15 protein-coding genes are annotated in these 14,687 nt (G+C 65.2%); 8 read left to right on the top strand and 7 right to left on the bottom strand.

Annotated features, from left to right (window positions below; translation table 11 throughout):
- Window positions 1–47: 47 nt before the first annotated feature.
- Window positions 48–545, bottom strand: a complete 498-nt coding sequence (locus tag MRBLMU1_RS07885) for a pyridoxamine 5'-phosphate oxidase family protein (protein ID WP_363499463.1) — start codon at window positions 543–545, stop codon at window positions 48–50.
- Between the two features lie 204 nt (window positions 546–749).
- Between MRBLMU1_RS07885 and MRBLMU1_RS07880 the strand changes: the two genes are divergently transcribed.
- From MRBLMU1_RS07880 to MRBLMU1_RS07855, 6 genes are all read left to right on the top strand, one after another.
- Complete coding sequence (locus tag MRBLMU1_RS07880) at window positions 750–1,388, top strand: PepSY-associated TM helix domain-containing protein (RefSeq protein WP_363499461.1); 639 nt, start codon at window positions 750–752, stop codon at window positions 1,386–1,388.
- 21 nt (window positions 1,389–1,409) lie between these two features.
- Entirely contained in the window at window positions 1,410–1,925 is a 516-nt protein-coding gene (locus MRBLMU1_RS07875) for a DUF2271 domain-containing protein (RefSeq protein ID WP_363499459.1), read from the top strand.
- 13 nt (window positions 1,926–1,938) lie between these two features.
- A complete protein-coding gene (locus MRBLMU1_RS07870; protein WP_363499457.1) occupies window positions 1,939–2,763 on the top strand; it encodes a DUF4198 domain-containing protein in 825 nt (274 codons plus the stop codon).
- A gap of 10 nt (window positions 2,764–2,773) precedes the next feature.
- Window positions 2,774–3,820, top strand: a complete 1,047-nt coding sequence (locus tag MRBLMU1_RS07865; RefSeq protein WP_363499455.1) for an FAD:protein FMN transferase — start codon at window positions 2,774–2,776, stop codon at window positions 3,818–3,820.
- A gap of 5 nt (window positions 3,821–3,825) precedes the next feature.
- Window positions 3,826–5,193 (top strand): sulfite reductase subunit alpha, encoded by a 1,368-nt coding sequence (locus MRBLMU1_RS07860; RefSeq protein ID WP_363499453.1) that lies wholly within the window; start codon window positions 3,826–3,828, stop codon window positions 5,191–5,193.
- Between the two features lie 386 nt (window positions 5,194–5,579).
- Window positions 5,580–8,348: a TonB-dependent receptor gene (locus MRBLMU1_RS07855; protein WP_363499451.1), complete on the top strand. Its 2,769-nt coding sequence runs from the start codon at window positions 5,580–5,582 to the stop codon at window positions 8,346–8,348.
- A 97-nt stretch (window positions 8,349–8,445) separates the two neighbouring features.
- Here the strand turns inward: MRBLMU1_RS07855 and MRBLMU1_RS07850 are convergent, their stop codons facing one another.
- The 6 genes from MRBLMU1_RS07850 to MRBLMU1_RS07825 all read right to left on the bottom strand — a co-directional run bounded on the left by MRBLMU1_RS07850 (window position 8,446) and on the right by MRBLMU1_RS07825 (window position 12,879).
- Window positions 8,446–9,759 carry a DUF2325 domain-containing protein gene (locus MRBLMU1_RS07850; protein ID WP_363499449.1) on the bottom strand — a complete coding sequence of 438 codons (1,314 nt, stop codon included), beginning with the start codon at window positions 9,757–9,759 and terminating at the stop codon, window positions 8,446–8,448.
- A gap of 12 nt (window positions 9,760–9,771) precedes the next feature.
- Window positions 9,772–10,104 carry a hypothetical protein gene (locus tag MRBLMU1_RS07845; RefSeq protein WP_363499447.1) on the bottom strand — a complete coding sequence of 111 codons (333 nt, stop codon included), beginning with the start codon at window positions 10,102–10,104 and terminating at the stop codon, window positions 9,772–9,774.
- Window positions 10,105–10,203: 99 nt separating this feature from the next.
- On the bottom strand, window positions 10,204–10,401 hold the full coding sequence (gene hemP, locus MRBLMU1_RS07840; RefSeq protein ID WP_363499445.1) for a hemin uptake protein HemP: 198 nt from the start codon (window positions 10,399–10,401) through the stop codon (window positions 10,204–10,206).
- A gap of 179 nt (window positions 10,402–10,580) precedes the next feature.
- Window positions 10,581–11,378, bottom strand: a complete 798-nt coding sequence (locus tag MRBLMU1_RS07835) for a Crp/Fnr family transcriptional regulator (protein WP_363499774.1) — start codon at window positions 11,376–11,378, stop codon at window positions 10,581–10,583.
- Window positions 11,379–11,675: 297 nt separating this feature from the next.
- Entirely contained in the window at window positions 11,676–12,320 is a 645-nt protein-coding gene (locus MRBLMU1_RS07830) for a response regulator (RefSeq protein ID WP_090314830.1), read from the bottom strand.
- Between the two features lie 91 nt (window positions 12,321–12,411).
- Complete coding sequence (locus MRBLMU1_RS07825) at window positions 12,412–12,879, bottom strand: universal stress protein (protein WP_363499442.1); 468 nt, start codon at window positions 12,877–12,879, stop codon at window positions 12,412–12,414.
- A gap of 395 nt (window positions 12,880–13,274) precedes the next feature.
- Between MRBLMU1_RS07825 and MRBLMU1_RS07820 the strand changes: the two genes are divergently transcribed.
- Together MRBLMU1_RS07820 and MRBLMU1_RS07815 are read left to right on the top strand one after the other, a co-directional pair.
- On the top strand, window positions 13,275–14,111 hold the full coding sequence (locus MRBLMU1_RS07820; RefSeq protein WP_363499440.1) for a protein phosphatase CheZ: 837 nt from the start codon (window positions 13,275–13,277) through the stop codon (window positions 14,109–14,111).
- Window positions 14,111–14,687 (top strand): Hpt domain-containing protein (locus MRBLMU1_RS07815; protein ID WP_363499438.1); only part of this gene is annotated, 577 nt, incomplete at its 3' end. The genes MRBLMU1_RS07820 and MRBLMU1_RS07815, both read left to right, overlap by 1 nt.

The following is a 14,687-nucleotide window of genomic DNA, read 5'->3' as shown; positions in this document are numbered from 1 at the left end:
TCAAGCGCCGGCTTGGTTCCGGCGTCGGGCGGGGAGGACTGCCCGGGTCAGAGGCAGATCGTGGTATGGCGGCCCATGGCCACCGGCGCGCGGCCGGTGATGGCGGCCCGGGCGATCTGCACCAGCTGTTTCATCTTGGTCGAGCCGGCGTCCCAGTACTCGGCCGACTCGATGCGCACGCGGATCAGGGTCAGGTGCGGATCGTCGACGCCGTCGGGGAACCAGCTGCGCGCGGACGCGTTCCACAGCTCGCGCGCCTTGGCGCGGTCCTTGAGCACGTAGGCGCGCCCCGAGATGGACAGGTAAAGGTTGCGCTCCGGGTCGGAGTAGCTGATATTAACGCCTGGATGCTGCGGCAGGTCGAGCATGAAGGCCGCTTCGTCCGAGGCGAAGAACCACAGGTTGCCCTCGTTGTCGAGCTGCTGGGTGGTCAGCGGACGGCTGGTGAGCACGTGTTCCGCGTCGAAGGTGGTGAACATGCCGAAACGCACATCCTTGATCTTGGCGGAGATGGTGTTGATCTGGTCTTGCGAATACAGCGGCATGATGCGCCTCCATGACAAAAGGATGATACGGCCCCAGCATACGCGTCGCCCGGGCCGCGCTCTGTACGCGTTCTCACGCTAGCCTACACAAGGAACTTTACACAGGCGTTACATTGGACAGGTTGACAACGTAAATGATAATAATTATCATTTGTGTTTGTGCCTGGCTCAAAGGCAACACTTTCACCGAACCGAGGACATGATTTGAGCGCTCAACAAGCCAGCAATGCCAGCCGCGCGGTATGGCTGAAGAACCTGCACCAGTGGCATTGGATCAGCTCGGCTTTATGCCTGCTCGGCATGTTTTTGTTCAGCATTACCGGTATCACCTTGAACCACGCCTCGCAGATCGAGGCCAAGCCGACGGTGGTGCGCCGGCAGGCCACGGTGCCGGCGGCGCTGACGGCGCAATTGCGCGCCTACGCCGCCGACCACGACGGCGCCAAGGAGCCGCTGCCGGCGGCCGCCGAACAATGGTTGAGCGACACCTGGAAGGTGCAGGCCGGCGGCCGCGCCGCCGAATGGGCGGCCGACGAGGTTTATCTGCCGATGCCCAAGGCCGGCGGCGATGCCTGGGTGCGCATCGCGCTGGAGGACGGCACGGCCGAATTCGAGAAGACCGACCGCGGCTGGATCTCATGGCTCAACGACGTCCACAAGGGCCGCAACACGGGCGCCGCGTGGAACTGGTTCATCGACATCTTCGCCGGCGCCTGCCTGGTGTTCTGCATCACCGGTTTGCTGATCCTGAAATTCCACGCCGCCAACCGGCCGTTCACCTGGCCGATGGTCGGCCTGGGTATTCTGATTCCGTTTGTCATCGCTTTGCTGTTCATCCATTAACTATCTCTCCCCGGGTACTCCATGAAATTACGTTATTCCATCGCGTTGAGCCTGCCGCTGGCCAGCGCCTCGGCCATGGGCGCCGATCTGGCCCTCAAACTCGACGTGCCGCAATTGAACGTTGCCGAATACCACCGCCCCTACATCGCCGCGTGGCTGGAGAACGCCGACCAGAAAGTGGTGACCAACCTGGCCGTGCTGTACGACACCAAGAAGAAGGACAACGCCGGCACCAAGTGGCTCAAGGACATGCGCCAGTGGTGGCGCAAGACCGGGCGCGACGTCGCCATGCCGATGGACGGCGTCAGCGGCGCGACCAAGGCGCCGGGCGAAGTGTCGCTGACCTTCCCGGGCGCCAAGGCGGCGCTCGACAAGCTGCCGGCCGGTAACTACACCTTGCTGGTGGAGGCGGCGCGCGAGGCCGGCGGACGCGAAGTGGTCAAGGTGCCGCTGCAGTGGCCGCCGAAGTCGGCGCAAAATCTCACCGGCCAGGGCAAGGAAGAACTGGGCGCCGTGGTTGTACAACTGAAACCATAAGAAAGCAGGGGACATGTCTACACTGAACAAATCACTGGCCGCGCTGGCGCTGGCCGGCATGGCGCTGACGGCGCACGCGCACAAGCCGTGGCTGCTGCCGACGTCGACCCTCGTCGAGGGCAAGGAAGCCTGGGTCACCATCGACGCCGCCATCTCCGAAGGCCTGTTCGACGTCGACCACCAGCCGTTGAAGATCGACACCGTCGTCATCACCGGCCCGGATGGCGCCAAGCTGGAAAAGCAGAACGTCGCCAACGGCAAGATGCGCAACAGTTTCGACCTGAAGCTGCCCAAGCCGGGCACTTATAAGATCGAGCTGGTGTCGAAGAATGTGTTCGGCAGCTACAAGAACGCGGCCGGCGAGATGAAGCGCTTCCGTGGCACCGAGGAAACTCTGGCCAAGGACGTGCCGGCCGACGCGACCGATGTCAAGCTCACCCGCACCGACAGCCGCCTGGAGACCTTCGTCACCACCGGCGACCCGGACATGGCGGTCTTCAAGACCACCGGCGTCGGCCTGGAGATGGTGCCCGTCACCCATCCGAACGACCTGCGCGCCGGCGAGAAGGCGACCTGGCGTTTCCTGCTCGACGGCAAGCCGGCGGCCAACCAGGGCGTAAGCCTGATCCCGGGCGGCGTGCGCTATCGCGGCACCCTGGGCGAGATCCGCCAGAACACCGACGCCAAGGGCGAGCTGACGTTCACCCTGCCGGCGGCCGGCATGTACATGGTCAGCAGCAGCTGGCCGGCGGCCGCGCCGCAGGTGCCGGGCCAGCCGCCGCAGATGGCGCCGCGCCGCGCCAGCTACGCGGCGACGGTCGAAATCCTGCCGGAATAAGCCGCTCCGCATGCGCCGGGTTCTCCTGCCTCATCATATTTCCGAAGACCCGGCGCCGGCGGGCGGCGTGATCCGTGATTTCGCCGGCCGCAGCATGGGCACCAGCTGGTCGGTGCGGCTGGTGGCCGCGCCGGAAGGCTCGCCCGGCCACCTTGCGCTCGACCATCTCCAGCATGGGCTGCAACGGCAGCTCGATGCCATCGTGGCCGAGATGAGCCACTGGGAAACCGATTCCGACCTCGGCCGCTTCAACCGCGCCGGGGCCGGCACTTGGCTGGCCCTGCCGCCGGCATTTTTCGACGTGCTGTCGTTCGCGATAGGGGTGGCGCGCGATTCCGGCGGCGCCTACGATCCGTGCGCCGGCACCCTGGTCAACCTGTGGGGCTTCGGGCCCTACGGGCGCTTTGACCAGCCTGAATTCGTTCCCCCTTCCGCCGACGAGATCGCCGTCGCGCGGACCCAGCTGGCCGCCGCCGGCGTGCGGCTGGAGCGTGAAGGCCGCAAGGCCCTGCAGCCGGGCGGCGTGCAGCTCGACCTGTCGGCGGTGGCCAAGGGCTACAGCGTCGACCGGCTGGCCTACTATCTGAAAACCCAGGGCGTCGAGCATTATCTGGTGGAGGTCGGCGGCGAGCTGCGCGGCGCCGGCGTCAAGCCGGACGGCCAGCCGTGGTGGGTGGCGCTGGAGGAGGTGGGCGATGCGCAGGATGGCGCCGGTGCGTGGGCGCCCGCCCCGCTGGTGCTGGCGCTGCACGGCCTGGCGGTGGCCACCTCGGGCGACTACCGCCGCTACTTCGAACTCGACGGCCGGCGCTATTCGCACACCATCGATCCGCGCAGCGGCATGCCGATCGCCAACGACCTGGCGTCGGTCACCGTGGTGCACGGCCAGTGCATGGCGGCCGACGCCTGGTCGACCGCGCTGACGGTGCTGGGTGCCGAACAGGGCCTGGCGCTGGCCGAGCGCCAGGGGCTGGCGGCGCGCTTCGTCGCCCGCGACGCCGGCGGCGGCTTCACCGAACACATGAGTTCCCATTTACGCGGCATGCTAAACGAATAAGCTGAATGATCTGGACCGACGACCCTACCCGATTGCTGCTGGTGGCAGGCCTGGGCGCCAGCTACGGCCTGGTGTGCCTGATGCCGTGGCTGCGCCATCGCCGCAAACGCCGGGCGGCGCTGCGCGCCAAGGCCGAGGCGGCGGCCTCGGCCTCGCCCGGCTGGATCGTCGCCTACGCCAGCCAGACCGGCAACGCCGAGGCGCTGGCGCAGCAAACCCTGGCGACGTTGCGGCTGGCCGGCATCGCCGCCCAGCTCAGCGAGCTGTCCGAGCTCGACGCCGACGACCTGCGCCGCGCCGAGCGCATCCTGTTCCTTGTCAGCACCTACGGCGAAGGCGACGCCCCGGACGCCGCCGCCGCCTTCGCCAGTCGCCTGATGACCACCGAATTGCCGCTGGCGCAACTGCACTACGCGGTGCTGGCGCTGGGCGACAGCGCCTACGGCCAATTCTGCGGCTTCGGCCGGGCGCTGGACGCCTGGCTGGCCGCGCGCGGCGCGCAGAGCCTGTTCCCGCGCATCGAGGTCGACCGCAGCGCCGACGCCGCCATCGCGCTGTGGCGGCAACAGTTGAGCCACCTGGCCGGCACCAGCGACGCGCCGGACTGGAGCGCGCCGGCGTTCGAGGACTGGCGGTTGAGCGCGCGCGTGGCGCTCAACCCCGGCAGCGCGGGGGCGCCGGTCTACCACCTGGAGCTGACGCCGCCTGGCGGCGTATTGCCGGACTGGCAGTCGGGCGACCTGGTGCAGATCGCCGCGCCGGCCGAGCCGTCGCGTCCGCGCGAATATTCGATCGCGTCGGTCCCGGCCGACGGCGGCGTGCACCTGCTGGTGCGCCTGCACAGCCACGAGGACGGCGGCCACGGCGTGGCGTCCGGCTGGCTGACGCGCCAGGCCGAGCCGGGCCAGACGGTGCGCTTGCGGCTGCGCCAGCACCGCCGCTTCCGGCTAGAGGACAACGCGGGGCGGCCCTTGATCCTGATCGGCAACGGCAGCGGCATCGCCGGCCTGCGCGGCCACCTCCGGGCGCGCGCGCTGGCCGGGCAGGGGCGCAACTGGCTGCTGTTTGGCGAGCGCAACGCCGAGCACGACTTCCATTACCGCGACGAGCTGACGGCGCTGCACCAGGCGGGACGGCTCGACCTGGACCTGGCCTGGTCGCGCGACGGCGGCGCCGCGCGCTATGTGCAGGACCTGCTGCCGGTGCGCGCGGACAAGTTGCGCGCCTGGGTCGCGGAAGGCGCCGCCATTTATGTGTGCGGCAGCCTGGAGGGGATGGCGGCGGGCGTCGATGGGGCGCTCGAACAGATACTGGGGCGTGCCCGGTTGGATACATTGGTGACTGAAAAGCGTTATCAGCGCGACGTTTATTGACTGAAATCGTCATATTGACGATGGGATATATATATCGATGTGGTAAAAACGCCACGCTTGCATATGGGTGAAACGCGCTTTTGCAAAATAAAGTTTATTCATAATAGCTTGCTTCTAAACAATCAACATTTCTCGCCGTTTTGTCTTATTGTTTCCGGAAATTGCCCTAAAACATCCCCCTTTTGTGACAAAGCCGTTACATAATCCCCGCCTGATGAGCAAGGACCGTTCCTACGCACTCGTCGCTTAGCCTGTTCCTTTTCCGTCCTGCGTTGCGGCCCCCGGCGGCCGAATCCGCGCCAGGCCTGTCTCGGCCGCCATAGCGCGACGCGCACGCATTCACCTTGCTCATGTAGTTTATATAACCACATTACAGGGAGTAGTGAATGATTTTGCAAGAGAAAGTCGGCGCCCGATCCGTGCGCCTGGCACTCGCAGTCCTGGCCGGTACCACCATGTTCGCGGGTCAGGCGTCGGCACAAGAGCAGGCGATCCAGAAAGTGGAAATCACCGGTTCGGCCATCAAGCGTATCAACGTCGAAGGCGCCTTGCCGGTGCAACGCCTGAGCTCGGAACAGATCGCCAAGACCGGCGCCACCTCGGTTGCCGAACTGATCCAGGCCCTGCCTTCGATGCAAGGTTTCACCGTCGCCGCGATCGCCGCCGGCACCAACTCCGGCGGCCGCGTGTCCGCCTCGATCCACAACATCGGCGAAAGCTACACCCTGGTGTTGCTGAACGGCCGCCGCATCGCCCCGCAAGGCTCGGGCTCCGCGATCAACCTGAACGCCATTCCGATGAGCGCGGTTGAACGCGTCGAGATCCTGACCGACGGCGCCTCGGCCCTGTACGGTTCGGACGCCATCGCCGGCGTGATCAACTTTATCCTGAAGAAAAACCTGCAAGGCGGCAGTATCGAAGCGACCGCCAGCCAGCCCGGCCAAAGCCGCGCCGGCCAGTCGAGCAATTTCAGCGCCACCTACGGTTTCGGCGACCTCGACACCAACCGCTACAACGTTTTGCTGTCGGCCCGCCACGACGAGAACAGCCGCGTCAAAGCCACCGACCGCGAATTCGCCAACAGCTCGTTCCTGCCATTCAGCTGGAACGGCCAGAACTACATCCACGACCGTTCGAGCACCTCGGCCGTGCCGGGCAACGTCGCCGCGACCTACCGCGACGGCCGCACGCCAACGTCGACGTCGTCGATCGGCTTCAATCCGTACCGCAACATCAACGGCCAGTGCGGCCCGATGAACCAGCCGCAGAAGAACAACACGGCCACCGTGCAGAACTGCGGCTTCGATTCGGCCGCTACCGTCGAGATCGTACCGGCAAGCAAGCGCGACACCGTGTTCGCCAAAGGTACCGCCAAAGTCGGCGAGAGCTTCGAAGTGTTCGCCGAGGCCGCGTACTCGCGCATGGACCTGACCGCCCGCATCGCGCCGAACACCGCGTCGATCGCGCTGGCCAAAGGCTCGCAGCTGTACAACAACTACGTGCGTCCGTACCTGACCGCCGCGCAAGACGCCAACTTGACGAGCGCCACCGCCTCCTACCGCACCTACGACTGGGGCACCCGCGACAGCCAGACCATCACCGAAGCGAAGCACCTGGTGCTGGGCACCGAGGGCGAGATCGGCGCCTGGAGCGTCGGCGCCGGCCTGACCTGGTCGGAGAACTCGATCGACGAGCGCTATCAGGGCGGCTACGTGAAGAACGCCGAGTTCCGCAGCATGCTGGCCAACAATCAGTTCAACCCGTTCCTGGCCGCCGGTGAGCAGAGCGCCGCCACCAAGCAATTGATCGCCAACTCGGTGTTCAAGGGTTCGATCCGCGAGGCTTCGACCACGCTCAAGGGTATCGATTTCCGCGGTTCGCGCGAACTGTTCCAGCTGCCGGCCGGCGCGGCCAGCATCGGTCTGGGCGGCGACTACCGCAACTACCACTACAAGCAAACCCCGAACGCGACCTCGTCGGACATCTACGGCTTCAGCGCTTCGCCGGCCTACGACATGGAACGTGACAACTACGGTGCTTTCGCCGAGATGATCATCCCTGTGATCAAGACCGTCGAAGTGACCGCCGGCGCGCGTTACGACACCATCGAAGCGGTCAAGAACCACATCGCCAACCGCGAAATGGGCAACAAGGAATCGGCCAGCACCTACAAGGTGTCGGCCCGTTGGCAGCCGACCCAGTCGTTCCTGATGCGCGGCTCGTACGGCACCGGCTTCAAGGCGCCGTCGATGCTCGACATCGGCCAGCCACTGGTGGCGGCCGGCTTCACCGCCTCGCCATGGGAATGCCCGGCCAACCTGGCGGCGGAAAACTCGGCCTACTGCCGCGTTGGCAAGAGCCAGTACAACGTCCTCTCCGGCGGCAACGAGAAGCTCAAGCCCGAGAAGTCGAAGCAGTTCACCGTGGGCTTCCGTTTCGAGCCGACCAACTCGTTCTACGTCCAGGCCGACCTGTGGGACGTGAAGATCCGCGACGCCGTCTCGGCGGTGTCGGAAGCGCAGATCTTCGCCGATCCGGTCCAGTTCCGCGACCTGTTCACCACCTTCGTGGAACCAGGCAGCGGCCAGACCTTGTGGGCCAAGAAAACGCTGTCGGTCAACATCGGCCAGACCCACAACCAGGGTATCGACTGGGAAACGACCTACCGTCACCGCTTCGGTTTCGGCAACCTGAGCGCCACGCTGAACGGCACCTACCTGCTCAAGTCGGACTACACCCGTCCGGGCACCAGCAACGACTGGGTCAACAGCATGAACTTCTTCGGTATCGATGACCAGGTCGCGTTCCGCCATGTGATCCGCCTGGCCACCACGCTCGACACCGGCGCGTTCTCGAACTCGCTGATCGCCAACTACCGCAACGGTTACACCGACGCGTCGGCGACCTCGTACAACCTGGGCACGAACAAGAACGAAACGTTCCGCATCGAAGTGCCGTCATACCTGACGTTCGACTGGCAGGGCAAGTGGCAGGCGACCAAGCAGTTCAGCCTGCGCGCCGGCGTGAAGAACCTGGCCGACCGCAATCCACCGCTGTCGCTGCGCGCTTCGTCCGGCCACCAGATCGGCTACGACGCACGCTACGCCGATCCGATGGGCCGTACGTTCTACATGACCGGCAACTACACCTTCTAAGCCGGCTCGCCGCTTAGCAAGCAAAAGCCCCCACCAGCCTGAACCCGGTCAAGACCGTGTTCAGCGCGGGTGGGGGCTTTTTTTATGCCGGGTATTGTTACGGTTCGGCGCCGGCCTGCTCCAGGCCGCGCGCCAGGCTCGAGATGCTGGGATTGTCGATGAACACGCAGCGGGTGCCCGTGCGCTTGCAATAGTCCTTGACCCGCCAGTAGGCGCTGTGGCTGATGCAGCCGGTCTGGCAGATCACCAGGTCGGCCGCCGCCAGGCTGGCGTCGAGGCGGTTGGCGTTGTCCTCCAGCCCGCCGTCGTGGTGGGCGAACTGCGCGCCCTGTTGCTCGATCAGCTCGCGGTAGGTGGCGACGTTGCCCGAGCGTCCGCCCACGCACAGCACGGCCCGGTCGCTCAGGCGCAGCGGCATCTTCATGACATGCTCGACCACCTGGCGCGTTTCCTCCTGGATCGGCGCCGGCGGCTCGACGGCGCGCAGCGCCTCGGTCTTGAGCTCGGCGATCTGCTGGCGCAGCGCGCGCTCGCGCTCGTCCATCTGGGCCAGGCGCTCGGCCAGCTTGGCGCGCGTCTCCAGGCCCGGGATCGATTCCTTCAACTGTTCGAGCTCGGTGCGCAGCGAATCGATCATGCTGTCCTTGCCCACCAGTTGCGCGCGCAGCTGCATCAGTTGCGTCGCGTGGCGCTCGGCGTCGGCGCTCTTGTCGGCCAGCAGGGCGGCGGCGCGCTGCTGGGCCTTGCCCAGGTCGTGCGTCAGGCGCGCGTTCTCGGCCAGGGTGGCGTTGAACTTGCCGATGTCGGCGCGCACGCAGGCGCCGGCCTGGTGTTGCACCATGTGCAGGTCGCGGCACATCTGTTCCTCGAGCTCGCTGCTGCAGCGCGGATGGGTCAGGCCGGCCCAGAAGGCGCCGGCGACGTCGCCGTTGGCCACGGCCGTGCGCCACAGCTCGCCGACCTGCTCGGTCGTCTTGGCGCTGCGGAAGCGCAGCAGCACGGCCGCGTAGCGCCGTTCCAGTTCCTTTTGCAGCGCCTCGGACAGGCGGTTGCGGTTGGCGCATTCGGTGACGGCGCCCACGTGCACCTCGTAATCATCGGCGACGACCTTGCCGCTGGTGACCTTGTCGACCAGCTTGCGCAGCACGCCCAGCGGGAAGCCGACGCCGACCAGCGGGCAATGGCAGGCGTGGCCCAGCTCCCACAGCCGGCGGCGGCGCGAGGTGTGCGCCTCCGGCTCCCCGGCGAGGATGGCGGCGACGTTGCTGATGACGGGCTTGACGACTTGCCGGGCGGCGGGCTGGTCGGCGCCGACCGGAAGCTGGGCCTGGGCCGGCGCCGGGTTGGCGGTGCCCAGCCGTGGCATGGCGGCGGCGACGATGGCCGCCAGCGGATCGTGTTTTTCGCACATCTGATCGTCTCCTCAGGCGGTGGCCGGCGCGCTGCGGGCGCGCGCCATGATGCGGCTGAGGAAATTGGTCTTCTCCTGCTCGTGCATATTGCGTTCGACCACCGTGGCCCACTGCTCGGACAACTGCTGGCAGGTGGCGCTGAGCACCGGCGCCAGGTCCGGCAGGCTGGCCAGCGCCTTCAGGTGGCGCTCGATCACCGAGGCCAGCTTGACGCAGCCGCCGGCCGCGTCGCCGCCGGCCATGTAGTGCGACATCAGATGCAGCACGGCGGACAGCATCAGTTCGGGATTATGTCCGCCTTGCGAAGGGGCGAGAAAAATCGGATTGCTACGGTCTATGGCCATCAAACGCTCCTGGATCGAAATTGGGAGTGCGGCTGGCGGTGTGGCTGGCGACTCGGGGAGTGGGCGCGGCGGCGCCCGGGGCAAGCGGAATTAAAGGAATCAGGCGGTCAGGATCAGCTTGTTGAGCTGGGTGACGCGCAGGCGGTAGACGCGGCCCGCGTGTTCGATCTCGAGTTCGCGGCCGCCCTCCATCAGGCCGGCGCTGCTGATGCGCTTGACGGGCGAGACCGCCGAGGACACCAGGGCGGGGGAAGGGCGGGCCGGTTGCGACACGGGCAGGGTCAGGGTGGTGGTCATCGTCGTTTCTCCTTTAAATAAGAATGATTCGTATTTGCATTCATTATTGTGGAAGGCGGGACGGAATGCAAGCCTTATTTGAAATGAAGGTGGGGGTGTTCGCGGCGCTGCGGGGGGGCAGGCAAAAAAAAGCCCGGCGGGGAGGCCGGGCCCAAGGCTGGGTAATTGCCCGATATGGCTTACAGCGTGGCGAGCAGCTGGCCGGGCGTGACCGCCTCGCCCGCCTTGCTCTTGGCCGCGGCCAGTTGTTTGGCGCGGGTGCGCGACGGCGGCAGGCGCCGCAAGGTCTTGAGCGCCTCCGGGTCCTTGATGCCGATGGTGCGCTGGTCGACGCTGATGAGGCCGATTTCGTTGAAGGCCGACAGCGTGCGGCTGACCGTCTCCAAGGTCAGGCCCAGGTAGCTGCCGATCTCGTGGCGGGTCATGCGCAGGTTGAACAGCTTGCTCGAGTAGCCCATCTGCGCGAACCGGTCCGCCAGCGACACCAGGAAGCGCGCTACGCGCGCCTCGGCGCTGAGCGCGCCGAGCATGCCGATCATGGCCTGTTCGCGCACCAGCTCGCGGCTCATGACGCCGTACATCATGTTTTCCAGTTCCAGGTGCACGCGGCCGAGGGCGGTGAGCTTCTTGAACGGCAGCAGGATCAGGTCGCAGTCCGACAGCGCCACCGCCTCCGACGAGTAGTGGCGGGTGTGGATGCCGTCGACGCCGAGCATGTCGCCCTTCATCGGGAAGCTGAGCACTTGCTCGTTGCCGAACTCGTCGATCAGCACGGTCTTGAGGAAGCCGGAGTTGACGATGTACAGCGTGTCGAACGGCTGGCCGATCGTGTGGATGCGCTGGCCCGTCTTGAACTGCACGTGCTGGAACAGCAGTTCCTCGGTCGCGACCGAGACGGCCGCCGGGATGTGCAGCAGGTCGCAGACCTCCTTCAGGTTCGACCACAGCCGCCCCTGACGCTGACGGCCTGCCTCCATCGAAGAGGATTGCACCGTCGCGGTGGTGACTGGGCGAATTTCAGACGTTTGCGTTGACAGCATGTTGATCTCCTGATCAGGTAACTCTGTTCGTTGGGCCGGGGACGGTTGACCGCATGACATTTTGTACAGCAAATGTGCCGTATGGCATCTCGCTGCTTGGCATGTAGCCTTGCAGCATCAATCGTGTGGTTTCAGTATGCCAACAGAGGGAGGAGATAGATATCAGCAATGGCTGAATATGGGAGTAGGCGTCAGCGCACGGTTGTAGGAGGACTCCTACTGCCCGGGCCGGTTTCAGGTTTTGAAGGGGGACAACAGGCGATGCGCCACGGCATATTGGACCATCTCCGAGAGCGAGTTCATGCCCATTTTCTGCATGATGCGGGTTTTATGCGTGCTGACGGTCTTCACGCTCAGGTGCAGGCTGTTGGCGATCTCGGTGATCGATTTTCCCGCCACCAACAAGGAAAACACCTCGAATTCGCGGTCCGACAGTTGTTTATGCAACAGGCTCTCGTTCGGCATCATGATGTTGAGCGCCAATTGCTCGGCCACCTCGGTGCTGATGTAGGGCCGGCCGGAGGCGACCTTGCGGATCGCGCCGACCAGCTGGGTGCCGGCGCTCTCCTTGGTCAGGTAGCCCTGGGCGCCGGCGCGGATGGCGCGCACGGCGTACTGTTCCTCCTCGTGCATGGTGAGGATCAGGATGGCCAGCTTGGGCGCCTCGGCCTTGATCTGGCGGATCAGGTCGACGCCGCTGCGCCCGGGCATCGACAGGTCCAGCAGCAGCAGGTCGAAGCCGCCCTGGCGCACGTGGCCGAGCACTTCGAAGCCGTCGATCGCCTCGCCCACGATATCGATGTCGGGCGCACCGTCGAGAATGCGCTTGAGACCCTCGCGCATGATGGTGTGGTCGTCCGCAATAACTATTCGAATCATAAAGAGGCTATCTCAAGTGACCTGAAGTAAATGCTGTTGTGTTTGAATTAATCTTGCGATCTTACTACAGAAACCGCAATCAGGCCGCATTTTATTTGTGGTCCGGTTCTTTGATCAAGCGATGCACCAGCACCGGGATGCGCGAGTGCGACAAGACTTTGTTGGTCACGCTGCCCAGCAGCAGTTGCCCCCAGCCGCTGCGTCCGTGCGAGCCCATGAAGATCAGGTCGCAGGCGTTGTGTTCGGCCACGTCGACGATTTTAAGCGCGGCGCTCTCGGAAAACGTTGTCAGCGCCTCGCAGCGGACGTTGCGGCGGGCGCAGGACTCGACCACGTCCTTCGTGTGCTCCTTGCCGGCGCGCAGCATCGCGGCGCGGTATTCGTCCTCGCTCGGATAGCTGGGCGGGATGATTTCGACATAGATCGGATACTGGTATTCGGGCGCGACGAACAGGGCCAGCACCTCGGCGCCGAGCTGCTCGGCCAGCGCCACGCCGGCGCACGCGGTCTTGCTCGACACGGCCGAGCCGTCGGTGGTGATCAGGATTTTGCGGTACATGGCGAGCCTCCTTTGTCAACGCGGCCTACTTCCCATTGTAGTCGCGATTTACAGTATTGTTAGTAAGGAAAGACTTGATGTTTATCAAATAAAAGCTGTTTGCCCGGCCCGCCGGCGGCCGCTTTAACACTTGTTCACAGTTGCCCGGCGGCTTTTTTGCACACAAGCATCACGTTTGTGTCTTTAATGCTCCCTTAGTCGATCTATCCGGTGATAGTATCTCCAAATACAACGAAACAAGGCTTTGAGACGGAGAACAGGGCAGTCGACCGACGCCGGGATTGAATAATTCCGTGTTGCCCTGCTACACTCGCATAAGTGCTTTTTATTGCCGAGCGTCATCAATACGCAGGGTTGAGGGCAGCAATTTTACAAATTATGGAGAAGCAGGGATTATGACCAACGCCGCTGATGATTTCGACGCATTATTTGAAGAAGTGTCCGCTCAGAGCAAGACCGCAGCGCCCGCTCCAGCGCCTGCCCCCGCACCAGCCGCCGCAGAAGACGACCTCGAAAGCCTGTTCGACGAGGTGTCGTCGTCGGCCGCCGCGGCCGCGCCGGCGCCCGCACCCGTCGCAGCCGCGCCGGCTCCCGCGGCCGCGGCCGCCGAAGGCGGCGAGGCCGAGGAGGGCGGCGACAAGCCGATGTTCGAGCGTCTGGGCGGCATCGTGCGCCTGCTGCACGATTCGCTGCGCGAACTGGGCTACGACAAGGCGCTGACCGAGGCCTCGTCGCAGATCAACGACGCCCAGGACCGCCTGGAATACGTCGCCACCCTGACCGAACAAGCCGCCAACAAGGTGCTCAACACGCTTGACGAGGGCATGCCCGAGCAGGACACCCTGTCGAAGAAATCCAAGGAAATGGAGAACCGCTGGGCCGACCTGTTCGCGGGCAAGCTCAGCCTTGACCAGTTCAAGCAGCTCGCCGGCGATTCGCAAGCCTTCGCCGTGGCCGTCTCGGCCGCCACCGAGGCCGAAAAAGCCCGGCTGCTGGAAATCATGATGGCCCAGGACTTCCAGGACATCACCGGTCAGCTGATCAAGAAGGTCGTGAACATCACCAAGACGGTGGAGCACGAACTGGCGGAACTGCTGCGCGACAACGCGCCGCCGGCGGTACGCGAGAAAATCGCGCAAAAAGAAGTGTCCCTGATGTCCGGCCCCTCGGCTCCGGCCGTGGCGCTGAACCAGGACAATGTCGACGACCTGCTTGCTGATCTGGGATTCTAATGGACGATATGCTGAAGGATTTCGTCGTCGAGGCGATGGATCTGGCGGTCAACGTTGAAGAGCACTTGCTGCGGCTCGAACGCGACCCCGACAACAAAGAGACACTGAACGCGGTGTTCCGTTCCTTCCATACCATCAAGGGCGGCGCCGGTTTCATGGGCCTGCCGGCGATGGTCGCGGCTTGCCACTTGACCGAGAACCTGTTCGACGCGCTGCGCACCGGCGCCGCGCCGGTGACGCCGATCGCGATCGAGGCGGCGCTGCAGGCGTCCGGCTTCGTGGCCGACCAGCTCGCCGAACTGAACAACGGCGCCGAGCCGCACAGCCTGGCGCCGATGCCGCACGACTTGGAAGTGATCCTGACCGACGCCATCGAGGGCAAGACCGGCGCCGCCGCGCCGGCCGCCGCTCCGGCGCCTGCGCCGGCCCCCGTGGCCGCGCCGGTGGCCGCCGCACCCGCAGCCGCCGTGTCGATCACGTCCGAGGACGGCCTCGACTGGGAAGGCATGTATGAAACCGTGATGCCGGCCGGCAGCTATACCCGCCCGGCCGTCTCGGCCGCGCCCGCCGCCAGGC

The sequence above is a fragment of the Burkholderia sp. LMU1-1-1.1 genome, assembly GCF_040675865.1.
In the GTDB taxonomy this organism is placed as follows: Bacteria; Pseudomonadota; Gammaproteobacteria; order Burkholderiales; family Burkholderiaceae_D; genus Rugamonas.
The sequence above is the reverse complement of the archived record's forward strand: the minus strand, read 5'-3'. Positions and strand labels throughout refer to the sequence as shown.